This is a genomic window from Halobacillus shinanisalinarum (assembly GCF_022919835.1).
In the GTDB taxonomy this organism is placed as follows: domain Bacteria; phylum Bacillota; class Bacilli; order Bacillales; family Halobacillaceae; genus Halobacillus_A; species Halobacillus_A shinanisalinarum.
In genome coordinates this window covers 2,707,869-2,726,815 of sequence record NZ_CP095074.1, presented here as the reverse complement: position 1 = coordinate 2,726,815, position 18,947 = coordinate 2,707,869, and the positions used below count along the sequence as shown (strand labels likewise).

Sequence of the window (18,947 nt, the reverse complement as noted above, 5' to 3'; positions counted from 1 at the left end):
ATTACTCCTTTATAGTTAAATGAACGGCATTCCTAAAATGGCTCGCGCCTTCTGTTCATCTTGCTTCATTTGTTCGACGAGGACATCGACCCCGTCAAAATTCTCTTCATCGCGCATATGGCGCAAGTAACTGACAGTCACCTTCTCCCCATATAAATCACCTGAAAAGTTCATTAAATAAGCTTCTACTTTAAATGTCTGACCATTCACGGTTGGACGGTACCCGGCACTAATCAATGTGTAATAATAGGCCGATGTCTCACTGTGAACTTCTACAACACCCAGATAAACACCCGGCTTTGGCTCGACATATTCTTCTATACCACCAAGGTTAAGGGTTGGAAAGCCAAGTTGGCGCCCAAGCGCATCCCCACGGACGACGGTTCCTGTCGTTTGGAATGGCCGCCCTATAAGCGCTTGAGCGGCTTCCATTTTTCCTTTTTCGACAAAAGACTGAATGCTCGCAGCATGAATCCTTTCATGATTTAGGGTGGTGTGCGGTAAAATGGTAACAGGGAGGTCATGTGGATTGCAATGGTTAGCTAACTCTTGTTCCATATCTTCTTCGATGACGATTCGCTTACAATGTAATTTTTGCAGCTGTACATTACTATCATAATATCGGTCTGTCCCGAACCCTTCCAGAATATGCAGTTTATCATCAAGGGAGGTAATGACTGGTTGTTCATCTGCCAGATCCCATATGGCCAGTTGGTCGTCTGGGGTAACATAGGATTTAGCTTGTTGAATAAGCTGTTGGTGCCCTCGATGAAGACCGTCGAACTTTCCTGCGACTAGAATGATCGGTTGATCGTCCATGTGATTGATTTTCATTGTTTATGACTCCTCTGCTTCGTACGTATTTCACCTATCCCTATGGTAGCCGCAAAACACATATCCAGACAACTTTTACGCTTAAGAAGGAGTGTTGTTGATGATCGAAAAGGCGAAAGCTTTTGCTACAAAAGCCCATCAAGGGCAGAAGCGGAAAAATTCAGATGTTGATTATATTGTTCACCCTGCCCGCGTGGCTCATACGTTAAAAACGGCAGGCTGTGATGCTGCGGTTATTTGTGCCGGCTACTTGCACGATGTAGTTGAGGATACGGCTTATGAGCTTAAAGATATCGAACGTGAATTTAATCGAGAAGTGCGTGATCTCGTGGCAGCCCATACGGAAGATAAATCGAAATCATGGCAGGAACGCAAGCAGCATACGATTGACACAATTCGAACGGGGAATTTAGAAGTGAAAAGTTTAATTATTGCTGACAAATTGGATAACTTGCTTTCGCTCGAAAAGGATTTTGAGCGTGATGGTGATGCATTGTGGGAGCACTTCAACGCCGGATTTGAACAGCAGAGCTGGTACAATCAATCGATTGCGGCCAATATGACCTCAGGGGTCGCCAGCAATTGTATTCCAGACTTTTTCGATACGTATCAAAACGCAGTAGACCGTTTCTTCCGTAACTAAGACCAGAAGCAGCAAGACTTCTGGTCTTCCTGTAATCTATTGGGACTGAAAAAAATGCTCTCGAATAATGGCTTCATCCGAATGAGGGATTTGCTCCCCCTTTACAATTTGCGCATTATTAATGCACCCACTTGTTAACACAACAATATCGCCAGTTCTTCCAAGACCAAGGGAACGTCTGACTCCTTCCCTCCGAGTTAAGGCGGAATGAATATTGCTTGCTTTAGGTTCATTAAATCCCTTCATGACCTGATTAATGATGATTTGTGGATCATGGTAGCCTGGGTGATCGACGGTGACGATGACTTCATCCGCTTTCCCTTCAATTGTCGCCGCCATCTTTGGCATTTTATTAAAATCTCGTATTCCAATACCTGCGATCATGACAATCAGGCGTCGATGTTGTATTTTCTTCACCTCGTCAACAAGATTCGTTAGTGCAACGGGTGTATGGGCGTAGTCGATAATAACTTTCGAATCATTTGGGGCTTGTATAACCTGGAAACGTCCTTCTGGGCTTTCCAGCTTTGCTAATACAGAAGCGATCGCATCTATTGTGTAACCGAACATTAAAGCTGTGGCTATGGCTGACAGCACATTAGCTACATTATATGCTCCGAACACCGGTGTGAATACACGGATACTTTTGCTCTTGTAGTGAATCGTGAACATCGACCCCGAGTCCATTACTTCAATACCCGTGCCGATCAGATCAGCTTCACTTGATGGAGATAAGCTATAGGTAAGTTTTGGTCCTTTAAAACAATTGAAAAGGTCCATGCCCATCCCATCATCATCCAGATTGATAACGCCTTGTCTCGATTGTTCAAATAACTTCAGTTTACATGCTTTATAGTGATCAATCGTTTTGTGATATTCAAGGTGTTCTTCTGAAAAGTTTGTGTGAATGCCTATATCAAACACCATTCCGTCCACTCGTTTTTGATCCAAAGCAATGGAGGAAACTTCCATTGCAGCTGCTTCATCACCCGCTTTTTTTAGATCATGAAAAACTCGATGGAGGTCAATGGCTTCAGGGGTGGTGGGGGTGCTCTTTACATATTTGAGTTTTTCTTTAGAAGACCATATGCCTGTCGTTCCAATTGACCCACTTCGAGTCCCTAGCAGGTTCAGCAAAGAACGCACATAGGCGGCAACGGTTGTCTTACCATTGGTCCCCGTTACTCCAATGGTTTTAATTTTTTCATCAGCGTGGTTGAAAAAGTATTTAGAAATGTAAGCCATCGCAGCCCTTACATCTTCGACAACCACAAATGAACAAGACCTATAACGTTCGCTTAGCCTTGAAAACTGAACACTATCTTCACCAACAATTGCAGAAGCCCCGTTTTGAATTGCTTCCTCAATATATTGATGTCCGTCTTCATTCTCTCCCTTCACACTAAAGAAAATCGAGGAAAAAACGACTCGTCTGGAATGAAATGCTAAACCAGATACAGCCTGTGCATTCGGTCCGAAAATTTGTTTTATTGCAATACCTTTGATTTGATCAAAATTTATCATTCTCATGGTTATTCCTCACTCATGTGTGTTTTTAGTCGTCTTCGTAATGATTATGCATGTAAAAACCGATCTTTTCTTCTGTATATTATTCGCATTTTCTAATATATTATTAGACCTTTAGATAGATAAAAACGAATATTCCCGGTATATTTCCATAATCCATTTACTATACAATAAGAAGAAAAGGAGGGATTACGTGACACGAATAATAAAAGACATACTACTAATCATTATTGGTTCACTTATTTTTGCGATTGGTGTCAACTATTTCGCCATTCCTAACCGCTTATCTGAGGGTGGGGTCATTGGGATCACGATTGTTACTTATTATTTATTTGAATGGTCGCCTGGTATTGTGAACTTTGTATTGAACACATTATTAGTTGCCGTCGGATATAAATTCTTCAATAAGCGCGTGATCATCTATACAATAGTTGCTATCATTTTTTCTTCTCTTTTTTTACACTTCACGGTCGATTGGGGCAAAGAAATTAATGATGATACGTTGCTCGCTGCACTATTTGCTGGGCTGGCAGTTGGGCTTGGCCTTGGACTCATTTTCCGCTCCGGTGGTACATCAGGTGGATCCGCAATCCTCGCTCGGCTTGGAAACCAATATCTAGGCTGGACCATCGGAAAAGGAATGCTTGTGATTGATATTGCAGTTATCGTCGGTTCCGCCTTTATCATCGGCCAGGAAAAAGCCATGTACACCCTTATCTCTGTCTACGTCGGCGCAAAAGTTATCGATGTCGTAGTAGAAGGAGCCAATGAACGTACCGCCGTTATGATCATTTCAAACCATCCGAACCAAGTATTGGATGCTGTTACCAACAAAATGGCTCGCGGTATTACAGTGCTTGACGGGAAAGGTGGCTACACAGGTTCGGAAAGAGAGGTCTTATATCTTGTTATTAACAAACACGAAATCGTGCCATTCAGAAAAATCATCCTAAATATCGATCCAGATGCTTATGTCACGGTACATGGAGTTCAAGAGATCTTTCGTAAAGGATATAAAGGGAGATAGTTTTTCAACAAAACCACATCTTAGGGAACCAGAATGCTTCATAACCCCCCTGGTTCCCTCTTAATGGCTAATTTATGAACCCTTTAGCTTATTTTTTATTTTTACAACATAGATTGCTTCTTATTTGATAAAATTAGCGTTAAAATTCATCTTAATTTCAAACATAAAAAAGGTGTGCACATTATTAATGAAACTTGACCAACTATTACAAGACGTCCCCTTTCAATATGAGGACATGCATAAGTTTAATGACATTGATATTCATGGACTGACCGATTCTTCTAACGAGGTAGAGCCAGGGTGCCTTTTTGTTGCCATATCAGGTTATCAATTTGATGGACATACGTACATTCAAGATGCCATTAAAAAAGGGGCCGCGGTGATTGTAGGCGATCAAGAGTATCAAAGCTCTGGCGTTCCTTATATACAAGTTCCGAACAGCAGACAGGCATTAGGAATTCTCGCACACAATTACTACCATGATCCTGCATCAAGCAAAATCATGGTCGGTATCACAGGTACAAATGGGAAGACGACAACCAGCTATTTAATGAAACATATTCTTGAGGATATGGGTTACTCTTGTTCCCTATTAGGCACCATACAAAACGTCATCAATGGGCAATATTCAAAGACAGTTAATACAACCCCAAATGCCCTAACATTAAATCAGTTGATTGACAAAAGCAGGGATGAAGTTGTAATTATGGAAGCTTCCTCGCACGGGTTAGCCGAATATCGATTAGAAGGTCTCCACTTTGATCTGTGCCTCTTCACAAACTTAACTCATGAACACTTGGATTATCATGGAACCATTGATCAGTACTACGAGGTAAAAAAAGCATTATTCCACAAACTCAAGTCAAACGGTACAGCCGTCATCAATTCAGATGATGTTTATGGTGAGAAGTTGGCTGAAGAACTACGTCAAGAAGGAAGACAAACGTACACAGTCGGCAGATCAGCTACAAACAACCTGCAAATCCTAGAACAGCTTTCAGTTGATCCGCCATCCGTTAAAATTAAAGGTCATGACATACATACACTAGAGTCCCCCATGGCCGGCTTGCATAACTTGTATAACACCCTTCAGGCTTATGCTGCAGCAACACAGTTAGATGGGAAGACAACTACAGACATTTTCGATTCCATTCGTAATTTTCCAGGTGTACCTGGTCGCTTTACTACGTACCCTTTGAAAAACGGTTCCACTGTAGTGATTGATTATGCCCATACAGCAGATGCCGTTTTCAATTGTCTACAAACGGTTCATGACGCAGCCGCAAAGAAAATCACCCATATTTTCGGTTTTCGAGGCAATCGGGACCTCACAAAAAGGCAGGAAATGATGAACATCAGTGCCGAAATGAGTGATCAATATTTCTTGACGATGGATGATTTAAATGGAGTATCTGAGGATGATATACTTCAAAGCCTCACTTTTTACCGCAGTCAAACAAAAATTGGAAAAGGCGAAATTATCCCCGATCGCACACTCGCTATTAAAAAGGCTATAAATAATAGTGAACCTGGCGAATGGATCGTAATTACCGGCAAGGGGCATGAACAATACAAACAACAGTTTTCACTGCCTACCCATTCAGATGAAAGCACAGTGGACTATGTGAACAACATGAAAAACGTTGAACTCAATTAAAGGGGGCAGCTCATTGCGGCTGCTCCCTTATAATGTGAAATCGCTTTTCCTTAAAATACCTGTAGTCTTCATGTTTCATACCTCCTAAGCAGCGGGAAGAGGTGAGGTGTACTTACAAAATCGAAGTGACTTTTTCATAAAAGAGGGTAATTTGAATGCCTAAGAAAATACTAATGGTAGTCACAAACCATGGGAAGATTACTAAAGACAAACCAACAGGAATCTGGTTGTCAGAATTTGGGGAGCCCTTTAATGAATTTAACAACCATGGATTCGATGTAACTGTAGCAAGCCCTAAAGGCGGAAAAGCACCCGTTGATCCGGGAAGTGTCAGCGAGGATGAACCACAGGAAATCCTCGACACGAAGCCGCACCTTGAAGACACAGTTGCCATCGATACATTATCGGCTGATTCCTTTGATGCCATCTTTTTACCAGGCGGACATGGAACCATGTTTGACTTTCCGGACAATCAAAAGCTTCAAGAACTCACTCGTGACATGTATGAGGCAGACAAGTCCGTTGCTGCCGTCTGTCATGGTCCTGCCGGGTTAGTCGGAGTGAAATTAACGAGTGGCGAACGACTTGTCAAAGGAAAGCAGATCAATTCATTCACAGATGCCGAAGAGACCGATACTACTTTAGATCAATACATGCCTTTTCTGCTAGAAAGCAAGTTGCGCGAACTTGGGGCGAACTTTATTAAAAAAGACAATTGGGCTAAACATATTGAAGTAGATGGCAACTTAATCACAGGCCAAAATCCTCAATCCGCTCTGGTCGTTTCAAAAGAACTTATGAATCAACTAAATGAAGCATAATGGAGATCAGGAGACCTGCTATATTCTTGCAGCTCTCCCCATTATCACTTATCTGTAACTTTTGAATTTATATCAAGTTACAGAAGTGTTACAATAATGCTGTGAAAAATGTTAATGTAGAAACTAATACTTATTAACTACCACTCTTCTGACGTCCTAAGTAAATATAAGATATATTGGAATAGAGGTATGAAGCAATGTATAATCACTCAACTGACCTTAACTATCTTTCCGTAAATGAAGCGGCAAACGAAATCCTCGAGCATGTCAGCCAAATTTTAGATGTAAACACCGTTTACATTGCCAAGAAAGAAGACGGTTATGTGAATGTAATGGAAACGTATAACCGTGAAGAACATCTTCTCGGTGCAAACGTAAAAGTCGATTACGAGGAAACTTACTGTCAATTTGTCATCGAAACAGGTGGAAAAGTTTTCACATCAACGAATATGTCTCAAGATCCCATTGCCAAAAACATAGAGCTTCCTCCAGATATACAGATTCAAGCTTTCATGGGGACGATAATCTATGATAAAGAACATAAGGAATTCGGTACGCTTTGTGTAATGGATCAAAAACCAAGAGAGTTCACAGAAAAGGAAGCCGGCTTTCTCCGTTCCGTTGGAAAAGTCTTTGGCTATATTATCAGCTTGGACCAAATGCAGCAGCGTGTTGATATGTTGTCTGTCCCGATCGTTCCTGTTACTGAAGGCGTCGTCGTCCTTCCATTGATCGGTATAGTGAATGAAGACCGTTCCAACCATCTGCTGGAAACGATCCTTCAACGCATTTATCAAAAGAATGTCGATTACTTTATCCTTGATCTCTCAGGTTTAGTAAGTTTTGATGATTTATTTACCAACCATTTATCCGATATTATTAAAGCACTTGAGCTTATGGGAGTAACACCTGTCCTTACGGGGGTACGGCCTGATATGGCCATGAGCCACTTGAGTCAAGATCCCATGTATAAAAACCTGCGTATTACCCGCAATCTTGAACAAGCCTTAAAAAAAGTCGGCTTAAGCTTAATAAAAGACCATTAATTATGTCGAAGCACAACCTCAAAAAGGCTGTGCTTTTATTGTTCTTATTTTTTTTCACTTGCTATGGCAAACTCAATTTTATAATCATCAGCATCCAGTTCCGTTGGTTTGTCGAGAGCGATCCTTGCTAATTCAGCGCCAATATATGGTCCTGTCGTTAGGCCTGAAGCCCCCAGTCCATTAGCCAAAAAGAGTCCGCCAAAGTTTGGCACAGCTCCAAAAACAGGAAGAGAATCAGGCGTAAATGGCCTAAACCCTACCCTCGTTTCAAGCATCGTACTACGATCCAATCCAGGAGCTATCGCTAACACTTTATTAAAAATTTCATGTAGACCCCCAGCTGTGACACGCGAATCAAATTTTTCCTTCGTTTCATGGGTAGCCCCAACGACAACCTTCCCCCCATCAAAGCTTAACAAGTATTTATTCGTCGGCGGCATCACAACCGGCCAGTCATTCGTGTTTGTTTCCGGCAATTCCAAATGAACAATTTGAGCCTTTTGCGGATGGACGAGCAAATTCACCCCTAATGGCTGAACGAGTTCTTTTGCCCATGCACCTGCCGCTACGATCACTCGATCCGCATACAGCGTATCTGCTTCTGTTTTCACACCTTTGACCTGCCCACCTTCAACCAATAAGGAAGCATCCCCTTTTACAAAAACAGCTCCTTTTCGTTTGGCTGCACGTAACAACGCATCTCTCAGTGCACGCCCATCTACACGAGCGGCTCCGCTCATATGGACGGCTCCATATTCTTCAGCAAGCGGCGGAAACATCGCTTGCGTTTCTGCCGGTGAAAGTCGGGTGATCTCGCCCATTTCTGGAGCATCTTTGCTTCGTTCCAATGCTCGTTCCAGCATTTCATCCAGTTTTTCTTCATCCGTATGCAGGCGGAGTGCCCCGACACGTTTGTAACCCGTCTCTTTTTCTCCGTCGGCCTCAAGCTCTGCAACTAATGCGGGGTAATACTTCGCCCCCTCCTTGGCTAATCGATACCAAGCTTTATTCTTACGCTTTGTCAGCCACGGACAAATAATCCCAGCCGCTGCATCTGTCGCCTGACCTACATCCTGACGATCAACAACGGTCACGTCTGCTCCTGCTTTTGCCAGATGATAGGCTGTAGAAGCACCGAGGACCCCTGAACCAATAACAATATAACTTTTCACAAAAACACCTTTTTCCGTTTGAAATTTAATCTTTTCTTCATTCTACAGGATGCGAGGATATGGCACAAAGTGTTCCACGTGAAACGACTAGAACGTCTATCGCACAAAGAGAGCCCAAAACGAATGGTTTTGGACTCCTTTTCGTAATATTATTTAGTTATTCAAACCTTCGATCACCATTTTCTCGACAGTCGCAGTTCCATTTCCCCTCATCCTTACCTGCAATTGAACGTTATCTCCCTCACGCAAGAAGATCGATAACGGTTCTTTACTTACCGTCACGGTATATATTGTTGTTTCCCCTTCAAGTAAGAATTGCACAGCTTGTCTGGATTCTGTTGACGTAACGAGCACACGATTGACGACCCCATCTTTTGCAGTCGTTTCAACACCTTCACTGCCCTCTACATTGCTTGGGTCTTGTGCTAACTGCAACCGATAGGCATTTAACGTTTCTTTAGCCGTGTCCCCAAATACAGCAAAATCGGAGTCATTTGCCTTAATATAAGCGTATCGCTTAAATAAACCGTTTGGATCCAACACATTTACGATCCATGTAGGGCTGCCATCCACGTTGTATAATACGGGCATGGATCCGGTCCAGTTTTTCTCAGGAAATTGTTTGTTTACAATTTGCCTGGCACCTTTGCTGTCCATAATGCCATTATTCTTTTTGCCGTTATAGTATGTCAGCTCTCCTGTTCTGGCATTGATCAATGTGTACCCTAGTGCCGAATCAATATTTTCCTTCGGTGAAGCCATATCAGTAAAGTAATACATCTCACCTTCTTCTCCAAAGATCGGTGTTACACTGCTTTCTGTGCCTGCCTCGTTTGGAATTTTGACATCCTTTTTACCAAAAATAGAGTTGAGTAATCCATGAACATACTTCCCAAAGTATTCATTTTCCTCCGTTGCAAGTTCGGAACTAATCGATCCTTCAATGAAATCAGGTGCTTGTTTTGCATCAAAAGCTTTCAGTTCACCTGTAACTGGATCCACAACCGCTACTTTTACTTCATCCAGATCAGGGCGGTTCGTGAACAGAATTGGCTTGTAAATCGTTTGTACATACCATGGTTTTCCTTCATCATCCACTTCTATTTGCGCTTCTCCACTTTGGATATAGTTCGGATAACTCCCATAAACTTTACGCTGGATATTATGTTGGAAATAACTTGAGTTCGTATAGCGCATGTTACTTTCGACAAACTCAGGCTGGGCATTTATGTTCGTTGCCGGAATCGTAAAATACCCCTCTGTTTCCTTACCACGGAAATATCTCCAAAAACTAGTGAACTCAACCGGAGCTACATAAGAAATTTCCCCGTTGATCTCCTGAACCTGAAGTTTTCCTAAGTCATAAAATTGTGTGTTAGGAACAACACTCATTGACTTTTGCACCTTGTTCCGGGCCGATTCTGGTGCTACAGAAATCGGAGTATTGTCTTCATTTAAAGGCTGTGCTTCCCCTTCCTCTTTTTTAGAAATTGAATCATATGTTTGATTCACTGAGAAAATACCAACGACAAAGACTGCTACAATGGCTAGAGCTGTTATGAAAAATACAATCGCTGGCGTTGATTTGTGGGCAGTTTTTTTATCAAAAGCAGCCCCAGCCCCTATATACATAGCAGGCCCTAGAATAATTGCAACGAGCGCATTCATAAGCAACATGTTCGGAACGGTAATTGCCGGCATCCACACATAAGTGATAAGAAAAACAATGATGTATCCGATAATAAATAATCCAAATGAACCTTGAAGGATCCCCCTTGATTTCGTCTTATTTTGCACGGCGGCAATGATCGTTAATAAGAAAAACAATAAAAATGGAAGTAAAGCAGTTAAAAATATTCCTGTCATTATATTCTCTCCTAAGTATGAATTTTGTTGCTATCTTTACTACGGGGTTGCCCCCCTTTTCGTTTCAAAAAAATAGCAGACACCCTTTTTCATAAATATTTTCCAAATACTATGATAATATGAAAGCAACTTATTCATACAGGAGGCATTCCCATTGAATTATAGTTATATCTCTCACTTATACTGTCCGAAATGTTTGCAAACCTATGCCAAGGAAGCGATTCATCACCTATGTGATTGCGGTGCTCCACTGCTTGTGGAATACGATCTAGATCAATTGGCGAAAGACTGGAATCCTGCTGATCTAGCACAGAGAAAACCGGATCTTTGGCGTTATCACGAGCTGCTTCCCGTCCAATCGGAGGAACACGTTACAACGATGGGCGAAGGCATGACACCGCTCCTCCCCATGCCAGCTCTGGGCGAAGATATGGATCTCCCCCACCTTATAATGAAAGATGAAGGCATTATCCCTACCGGCGCGTTTAAAGCAAGAGGAGCTGCCGTTGGCGTATCAAAAGCGAAAGAGTTAGGTGTCAAATCCCTTGCAATGCCGACGAACGGGAATGCTGGAGCAGCTTGGTCCCTCTATGCAGCGAGGGCCAACATGAGCTCAACCATTGTCATGCCTGTCGATGCTCCATCGATCACGAGAAGTGAATGTGCTTTATCCGGGGCAAATCTTTTTCTAGTAAACGGATTGATCAGTGATGCTGGAAAAATGGTAGGTGAAGCTGTACAGAAGCACGGCTTGTACGATGTCTCTACATTGAAAGAGCCTTATCGTATTGAAGGTAAAAAAACGATGGGACTGGAAATCGCTGAACAGCTCAACTGGAAGCTGCCTGATGTAATCCTTTATCCAACGGGAGGTGGCGTTGGACTCATCGGTATTTATAAAGCATTACAGGAGCTGCAGGCCCTCGGTTGGTTAGAAGGCCAAAAGCTGCCCCGGCTCGTCGCTGTACAAGCAGAAGGCTGTGCGCCGATTGTGGAAGCCTGGAAACAGAGGAAAACAGAATCTATCTTTTGGGAAAACTCACAAACCCAAGCGTTCGGGATTAACGTTCCCAAAGCAATCGGCGACTTTCTCATTCTCGATGCCCTCTATGAAACAGAGGGATGTGCGATCGCCGTTGAGGAGGAAGCGATCCTTGTAGAGCAAAAGCGGGTCGCCAGCCTTGAAGGATCCTTCGTATGTCCGGAAGGTGCTGCTACCTTTCTAGCTGCTCGCAAGTTAAGGGAGCAAAAATGGATTGAGAAAGATGAACAAGTCGTTGTACTTAACACCGGGGCTGGAATTAAATATCCTGATACCGCTGAAGTCGAGGTTCCTGTCCTAGAACCAGGCGATTCTCTCCCATTAGACTCCTCTTTTGTTAAATAGCTGCGCGAAAAGCCACAGGTTTGGAAGATCACCTGTGGCTTCGCTAGTTATTTGCACGTAAATTTCGATCATTGCACGAAATCTAGTTTTGACGTTACTCGTAGGTCTAATTTTACCAGCACGAAAATCGAGGTTTCGCCACTATAAAATCTATATTAGCCGCTAATATGCAGATTTGCCCGCGAACTGCATTTTTCTACATAAAAACACTCTTCTCAATCTGCTTCATCTCATAAAAGTACCCCCGCTTTTCCATCAACTCGTCAAAAGTCCCCTCTTCCATAATATTCCCATTCTCGATGACAACAATCTTATCCATTTTTTCAAGACCTGTGAGACGATGGCTGACAAGGATAAGCGTTTCTTCCTTGGCTTGCTCAAATAAATGCCGATAAATCGCTGTTTCTGTCAGTGCATCAACAGAGGAAGTTGGTTCATCTAAGATCCACAAACGCTCTGCCTTGAGCATTGCCCGTACCATAGCTAAGCGCTGTTTCTCCCCGCCAGAGAGATTCGCACCTTTTTCCAACACAGGATCTGATAAATTAAAGTGATCTAAATCCACTTTAGCAAGAGCTGCCTCTAACTGTTCGTCTACCAAATCGTCTCGCGCAATCAACAAGTTTTCTTTAATCGTACCGTAGAAAAAATGGTTCTCTTGCAAGATAACATTCGTGTTTTGCCAAAGGCTTTCTTGTTCAACCGATGCAAGAGGTGTTTCCCCTATCCTGATCTCACCGGAATCGACTGTCTGTACTTTTAACAAAAGCTGCAGCAACGTTGATTTGCCGGACCCACTAGGACCGACGATCGCCGTTTTTGACCCTGCAGGCAATTGCAAATTCACATTTTCCAGGGCTGGTCTTGCTTCCCTAGGAAACGTGAAGTTCACATCCTGCATATCAATGGAATAAGCTTCTCCCCCTTGAAGCTGAATAGAACTTGTCTGTTTAGCGACTCCATCATGATTCCGAACAACTGAGAAAAGGCGATTCGATGCACGGCGGCTATCTTCTAAGTGAAGCGGAAATACAGCCATTGGCGTCGTATTTTCAAAAACGGTTAATGAAATCATTACGAGCATCGCGAGGAAAATGCCATCCAATTGTCCTTCTGTGACGAGGTAAACGCCCAGGGCCAGTACAATCCAGGATACAATTAACGACACCATTGTATTCATTGCATGACTAAACGAGGCGTGAATCCCCTCTTTTTCCTGCTCCTGAATGTAATGACCTGAAGATCGCTTTAACTGTGCCTCTTTCTCCACAAGTTTTTGATAAATTTTCAAGTCCCTAAAACCATACAAGAGCTCTGTCGATTCCGTTGATAAGCTTCCGCGTTCTTCACGAACTTGCGCGTCTATGCTCCTCTGCCTAAGAGCAAATAAATATGGCACAACAAACCCTGTAATCAGTAGCCCGCCAAGGAGAACGAGCGCGATAGAAACAGAATAAAAAACGGTAAATACGATCGTACTTAGGAAGACGATCACGAGCACGATCGGCGGGTAAAACACGCGTAGAAAGAAGTTTTGCAGACTCTCTACATCTCCTACGATTCTGGCAAGCAAATCCCCGCTTCGATACTTTTGAAAAATGCTTGGCACTAGCGGCTCCAATTTTTCATAAAAAGAAACACGCAAATGGCTTAAAATTGTGAACGTAGCCCGGTGGGAGAAATAGCGTTCGGCATAACGACTGATTGCCCTTACGAACCCCAGCAATTTGACGATAGATACGACAACAATAAGAGTGTACAGCGGCGGAGTGAGGGCTGCTTTTGACACTAAATAGCCACTAGCCCCAAACAAGCCGACAGCTGTGATTCCTGCCAGAAAACCGAACAGGATAGACAGAAGAATGTCTCTTTTCTCTCTAATTACAAGTTTCATCACAATAGCTAAATCCTTCATGATGCATCACTTCCTTGCTGTGCAGACACCATGTTCCGGTATTCTGAAACGGATTGCATCAAGTCTTCGTGCGTTCCCTGACCAACCAATTGGCCATGATCTAAAAATAGGATGTTGTCCGCCCGTTTAATCGTGTGCAGCCTGTGTGCTACTGTAATTACTGTTGAGGTTTTCGACAATTCATTAATCGATTCTTGTAAAATTCGCTCCGTTTGCAGGTCGAGCCCTGTTGTCGGTTCATCAAATAGAATGACAGATGGTCGTTTCAGAAAAGCTCTGGCAATCGCAACCCGCTGCTGCTCACCCCCGGAAAGTCCACGGCCTGCTTCACCGACGGAAGTATTCAACCCATTTGCAAGTCTCTCAACTAAATCAGAAAGTCCAGCCTTGTTTGCGGCTGCATCAATTTCAGCTCGTGAAGCCTCGTTTCTACCGCCAATCGCAATATTTTCGGCAATCGTTCCGGAAAATAAATACGGATGCTGGGAAATATAACTCAACTGATCAAACCACTCTTGCTCTTTATAACTAGACAGAGGCTGACCTTCAACGGCTATCTCGCCTTCAGTTGGGTTTACAAGTCCAGCCATCATATGAAGCAAGGTTGTCTTTCCTGCCCCACTCCTTCCGACAATCGCAATTTGGCCGTAAGCAGGGATGCTCGTTTGAATATGATTTAACGTAAAACGGTCTTCCCCGTAGCTAAAGGCTAAATTCCGTAATTCAATTACAGGAGGCTTGCCAGCGCTTTGCAATTCTTGCTCGCCCCATTGCACCGCCTGTTCAGGTTCTTCCAATTCATTTGTTACTTTCTTCGCTGCCCCTGCACTTCCTCGCCCTGTATGAAAGGCACTGCCTAAATCCTTTAATGCCGCAAAAAACTCAGGGGCTAACACTAATATAAAGAACGCTGTAAAAAAGCTAATACTTTCATAGACAACAAGCTGAATGGCGACTTCAAGGGCAATCAATCCGATACTTAACATCGAAATTAGTTCGAGCATAAAAGAGGAGACGAACGCAATCTTCAGCACTTCCATCGTCGCTTCTCGAAAGTCGATACTGCTTTCACGTATTTTCCCCTTTTGACGAACGGATCGCCCAAACAATTTTAATGTCGTTAACCCCTGTAATGTGTCCAAAAATCGTCCCGAAAAAGCAGCAAGCTTATCCATTTGTTCCTCTGACTTATCCTTCGTTTTCATCCCAATGACAATCATAAAAAAGGGAATAAACGGGGCAGTCACAATAATAATTAATCCTGAATTAAGGTGTTGGGTAAACACGACGATTAAAATCATCAGCGGAACAATCGTTGACTGAATAATCTGTGGAACATAACTGCTAAAGTATGGATCCACTTCGTCCACCGCGTCCATTAGTACGCTTACCTTCTGCCCAGACTGTCCCTTCAACGATGCCTGAATAGGGTTTCTAGAAAACTTACTTAATAACGATTCCCTGAACTCTCGCTTTGCTTTAGAAGCTATTTTTACACCTGTACGGCCATTCATATGTGTAAGCAACGTTCTTACAATGATCACTAGTAATAATCCGGCTAATAGTGGAATAATCTCCTCAAATGATTGCCCACCAAGGTAAATTCGATCGACAATAGTCACAAAGAAATACGCTTGTCCAACAATCATCGCACCGATACATATAGCGGAGACAACTAGCAACGTAATCATATTTCTTTGTCCGAAAGCCATTTTACTCAAATGTTTCATAGCTCTCACTATCTCCTAACGTAAAATAATTAGTGAAACATTTCACAATATCCTTATTATAATAGACTTCTTGTCAAATATCTAACTCTGGGATTGACCTTTATATGAAAGTTTAGCACGTTACATATACTTTACCCACTTCCCTACTTAAAAAATGAACGAGTAAGTAAAAACCGTTGTTACTCATAGTTTCCATTAAAACCAGCTTGCATACAGGTTTGCTCTTACCTTACCTTATCAACAAGATGGTGTATGTTCAAAAAGTCACCAAATGATAAACGGCGCATTTCTTCGTTGCTCGGTTTTTCCGGTCCTCACGTAGGAAAGGCATACCCTGTGGTCCTCAAAACTTTCCGCCTCGAACTTCTTGCGATGCACAAGACGCGCTCGTATCGACGTTGTCACAGGAGGTGACGATCTTGTCTACGTTCTCATTCGTCAACTTTTTGAACACACACTTATAGTTTTTTAAGCTACAAAAAAATGGAACCGCCCATCCAGGACAGCTCCATTTAAAATGGTAAAACTTATGCACTAATAGTAACAATTAAACTTTAGAGACCGCTCCTACGTCAGACTTAATATAACCGCGACTGAATAAAAGAGAGAACTTCTGTTAATAGAGAAGCCCCCATATAAGTTATGCCACTGCTTTTTGGTCATTTGATTTCTTAGATAAGATTTGATCGACCGAAAATAATGTATTCCCATTTATTATGAGATAGGTAGACATGGCCAAGAGAGTAAGATCCAATTCAAAACCAGCCGCTTGTCCCGTACCAAGCAATCCATTCGTAAGTTTTACTTTAAGAATAGCAACCACCATAATCACTGCGAGAAGCAAAGATACAACCCTCGTCCCTAAACCAAGGATTAAGGCAACCCCTCCGATAAGTTCAACGAAGGCTACAACGTAAGCTAGAACTCCCGGTAAACCTAAATCAGCGAACATATTTACCGTATTTTCAATTCCGCCTTGAAACTTCGCTAGTCCATGGAAAAAGAAAATGACACCTACTGTTAGCCGTAAAATTAGTGCACCTACTTCTTTTTTCATTTCATGAAAACCTCCTGAATATAGTTTGATAATTAAAGGTAATCGTAAGGCATTATTTTGTACACCGTCAATAGGCATTTAGTATCTTTAGTAAAGCAACTTACTTTTAATCACTCATAATCTAGCTAAAGGGAACGTATGTTCTTTTTAGGTGGGTTTGCCTCATCAAATATGATATAATAATGAACAGATAATGTTCCTTTTAGGGTGGTCGGCTAACCCCACGTCAGCGAGGGGGTGATGCCTATTAGCATGTATGAAGTTCTGATGGTTTTATTTTCATTTGGAACGTTTTTGATTGCATTGCTCGCATTGATCATTAAATTGATCAATAAAAAATAGACCTCCCTATTAACCGCCAAAGTTGATTGGGTGAGGTCTATTCTCCAGAATAGCTGATCCCCTGGGGGAACCATTATCGAAGGGGTTGCAGTGACAGCTGCACCCTTTTTTATTATATATCTTTCTTTAAGTCATTATACCATGAACCATAACCATTTACACACATAGGAGCGAAGACGTGTTTTACGTTCCTATGGCTTTGCTAGAACCCTTTATTTAATCTTCTCCAAATAATCCATCAACCCCATCGCACACACTTCAAAATCAAGCTTCAGTATTTCGTAAACAGAGTGATCATCAGGAATACCTTGTTCCCTCAGATAACCCGAAACTTCTTCAAGTAAACGAAGTTGTGTACCTTCCGCTCCATTACCATTCTTAAAGGATTCTTCAGCTGCGGCAACAAAAACAGGAATCCATTCAGATACTTGCATAAATACCCGTTCCGGTTCCGTCGACTCACCAAAGTGACCAAAATAAATACGATCTACATTCATATCTCTAACCCGACTCATCGACTGCTGCATCGCCTCTGGATCAAACTGGTTAGGAGACGTCGACGGTAAATAAAAGGTTAAACCGTGATCCTCTGTTTGATGATAGCGAATGCCAATTGTATCACCTGTAAAAATGCCATTGCTCACCGGATCATAGATGCCTAGATGGTGCTTGGCATGACCAGGTGTATCAAGGAATGTGAGTGTACAATCCGCCCCTATTGTCAGCGTATCGCCATCTTCTTTAATCAGCAAACGATCTTCAGGAATTGGCAAAATCGGATCAAACAAGTCGTTAAATGACTCTCCATAGACTGCCTGTGCCCCGCAATCAGCCGTGAAGGGTCAGATAGATGACGACTTCCACGTTTGTGAACAATCACCTGTGCCTGCGGGCATGCATTCAACAGCAATCCTGCCCCACCAGCATGATCAAGATGAATATGCGTTAAAATAATATACTTCACGTCCACAGGATCCAAATTTAGATCCTTTAGTCCCTCAAGCACATGTGGAACAGATGGACTCGGCCCCGTCTCGACCAGAGTTAATTCTTCCTCCTTCAATACATATGTACCTGTTCGTCCAGGCAGGCCCAGGTCAAACCCGTCAATTAAGTGGATTCGGTTACCAAGATCAATCGGTGCTTTCTTTTCCAACAAAATCACCTCACCTTTATTGATATTATTAGTTTACTAAAAACTGGATTAGATTTTAAGGATTAAGGCTTCATCCAACATTTTGTAACACTTTAAAACTAGGTGCGTATCATGTTTTTGTAAAGGGAGGATGACAAATGGCCGAAGATCGAAACATGTATGGGTATGGCTATGGGCATGGTCACGAAAAACCTACCTACAGCAAATGTGAGAAGTATAAGTACTATCACGTGTTAATTACACTTTCAGACGGTGCTTCTATTGATGGGATCATTGTGAATGTAAATGATGACGGGATAACAGTGCTAGTCAGTGAAGATGTCATGGTTGATGATAATGGCAATGAGGTCGAAAGCAGACAGTTCAATGATTACGGATATGGCTATGGACGACGAAGAGGACGCCGCTTTAGAAGACTGGCTTTTCCACTGGCAGCCCTGGCAAGTTTAGCTCTTTATCCTTACTATCGACCGTACTCCCCCTACTATCCTTATTACTAATGGAGAGAGCCATATGCTTCTCTCCTTTTTTAGGTTGTCGGGCTACACAAATAGTAGCACCGTAACAATTAGATTAATACAAAAGTATTAAGATGAGTCATTTTAAGTCTGTATACCCCGGACAGTGTTATGGACAAGCTGATTAGGAGCCTGAAAATATTACCTTAGACAACTTTCTAGATGAAGTTGGCTTTCTAGGCGGACTTCTATAAGATTCCCATATAAGTGAATGTTGGGTAAAAATGAAGGACTCTCCTGATTAAGTAG

Annotated in this window: 15 protein-coding genes and 1 pseudogene; 8 read left to right on the top strand and 8 right to left on the bottom strand. The window is 42.4% G+C overall.

Annotated features, from left to right (window positions below):
- Positions 1-15 precede the first annotated feature (15 nt).
- Complete coding sequence (locus MUO14_RS13670) at positions 16-834, bottom strand: riboflavin kinase (RefSeq protein WP_244751216.1); 819 nt, start codon at positions 832-834, stop codon at positions 16-18.
- Positions 835-934: 100 nt separating this feature from the next.
- On the opposite strand from MUO14_RS13670, the gene MUO14_RS13665 reads away from it, so the two are divergent.
- A complete protein-coding gene (locus MUO14_RS13665; protein WP_244751215.1) occupies positions 935-1,477 on the top strand; it encodes an HD domain-containing protein in 543 nt (180 codons plus the stop codon).
- A gap of 36 nt (positions 1,478-1,513) precedes the next feature.
- Here MUO14_RS13665 and MUO14_RS13660 read toward each other — a convergent pair whose 3' ends face one another.
- A complete protein-coding gene (locus MUO14_RS13660; RefSeq protein WP_244751214.1) occupies positions 1,514-3,007 on the bottom strand; it encodes a UDP-N-acetylmuramoyl-L-alanyl-D-glutamate--2,6-diaminopimelate ligase in 1,494 nt (497 codons plus the stop codon).
- Between the two features lie 190 nt (positions 3,008-3,197).
- On the opposite strand from MUO14_RS13660, the gene MUO14_RS13655 reads away from it, so the two are divergent.
- From MUO14_RS13655 to MUO14_RS13640, 4 genes are all read left to right on the top strand, one after another.
- Positions 3,198-4,031 carry a YitT family protein gene (locus MUO14_RS13655; protein ID WP_244751213.1) on the top strand — a complete coding sequence of 278 codons (834 nt, stop codon included), beginning with the start codon at positions 3,198-3,200 and terminating at the stop codon, positions 4,029-4,031.
- 187 nt (positions 4,032-4,218) lie between these two features.
- A complete protein-coding gene (locus MUO14_RS13650) occupies positions 4,219-5,688 on the top strand; it encodes a UDP-N-acetylmuramoyl-L-alanyl-D-glutamate--2,6-diaminopimelate ligase (protein ID WP_244751212.1) in 1,470 nt (489 codons plus the stop codon).
- Positions 5,689-5,843: 155 nt separating this feature from the next.
- Positions 5,844-6,509 (top strand): type 1 glutamine amidotransferase domain-containing protein, encoded by a 666-nt coding sequence (locus tag MUO14_RS13645; protein ID WP_244751211.1) that lies wholly within the window; start codon positions 5,844-5,846, stop codon positions 6,507-6,509.
- A 197-nt stretch (positions 6,510-6,706) separates the two neighbouring features.
- The gene (locus MUO14_RS13640; RefSeq protein ID WP_244751210.1) at positions 6,707-7,555 is read left to right on the top strand and encodes an STAS domain-containing protein; all 849 of its coding nucleotides are present in this window, start codon (positions 6,707-6,709) and stop codon (positions 7,553-7,555) included.
- 44 nt (positions 7,556-7,599) lie between these two features.
- Here MUO14_RS13640 and MUO14_RS13635 read toward each other — a convergent pair whose 3' ends face one another.
- Positions 7,600-8,727: an NAD(P)/FAD-dependent oxidoreductase gene (locus MUO14_RS13635; RefSeq protein WP_244751209.1), complete on the bottom strand. Its 1,128-nt coding sequence runs from the start codon at positions 8,725-8,727 to the stop codon at positions 7,600-7,602.
- Between the two features lie 153 nt (positions 8,728-8,880).
- Positions 8,881-10,593: a DNA-binding protein gene (locus MUO14_RS13630; RefSeq protein ID WP_244751208.1), complete on the bottom strand. Its 1,713-nt coding sequence runs from the start codon at positions 10,591-10,593 to the stop codon at positions 8,881-8,883.
- A 154-nt stretch (positions 10,594-10,747) separates the two neighbouring features.
- On the opposite strand from MUO14_RS13630, the gene MUO14_RS13625 reads away from it, so the two are divergent.
- Positions 10,748-11,980: a threonine synthase gene (locus tag MUO14_RS13625; RefSeq protein WP_244751207.1), complete on the top strand. Its 1,233-nt coding sequence runs from the start codon at positions 10,748-10,750 to the stop codon at positions 11,978-11,980.
- Positions 11,981-12,176: 196 nt separating this feature from the next.
- Here the strand turns inward: MUO14_RS13625 and cydC are convergent, their stop codons facing one another.
- From cydC to MUO14_RS13610, 3 genes are all read right to left on the bottom strand, one after another.
- Complete coding sequence (gene cydC, locus MUO14_RS13620; RefSeq protein ID WP_244751206.1) at positions 12,177-13,895, bottom strand: thiol reductant ABC exporter subunit CydC; 1,719 nt, start codon at positions 13,893-13,895, stop codon at positions 12,177-12,179.
- The gene (gene cydD, locus MUO14_RS13615) at positions 13,892-15,625 is read right to left on the bottom strand and encodes a thiol reductant ABC exporter subunit CydD (RefSeq protein WP_244751205.1); all 1,734 of its coding nucleotides are present in this window, start codon (positions 15,623-15,625) and stop codon (positions 13,892-13,894) included. The genes cydC and cydD overlap by 4 nt, the downstream gene beginning before the upstream one ends.
- Positions 15,626-16,265: 640 nt before the next feature.
- Entirely contained in the window at positions 16,266-16,682 is a 417-nt protein-coding gene (locus MUO14_RS13610; protein WP_244751204.1) for a DoxX family protein, read from the bottom strand.
- Between the two features lie 240 nt (positions 16,683-16,922).
- Between MUO14_RS13610 and MUO14_RS13605 the strand changes: the two genes are divergently transcribed.
- Complete coding sequence (locus MUO14_RS13605) at positions 16,923-17,024, top strand: putative holin-like toxin (protein WP_318035963.1); 102 nt, start codon at positions 16,923-16,925, stop codon at positions 17,022-17,024.
- Positions 17,025-17,236: 212 nt separating this feature from the next.
- Here the strand turns inward: MUO14_RS13605 and MUO14_RS13600 are convergent.
- Positions 17,237-18,180: pseudogene (locus tag MUO14_RS13600) on the bottom strand (MBL fold metallo-hydrolase).
- Between the two features lie 137 nt (positions 18,181-18,317).
- Here MUO14_RS13600 and MUO14_RS13595 point away from each other — a divergent pair.
- Complete coding sequence (locus tag MUO14_RS13595) at positions 18,318-18,680, top strand: hypothetical protein (RefSeq protein ID WP_244751203.1); 363 nt, start codon at positions 18,318-18,320, stop codon at positions 18,678-18,680.
- Positions 18,681-18,947 lie beyond the last annotated feature (267 nt).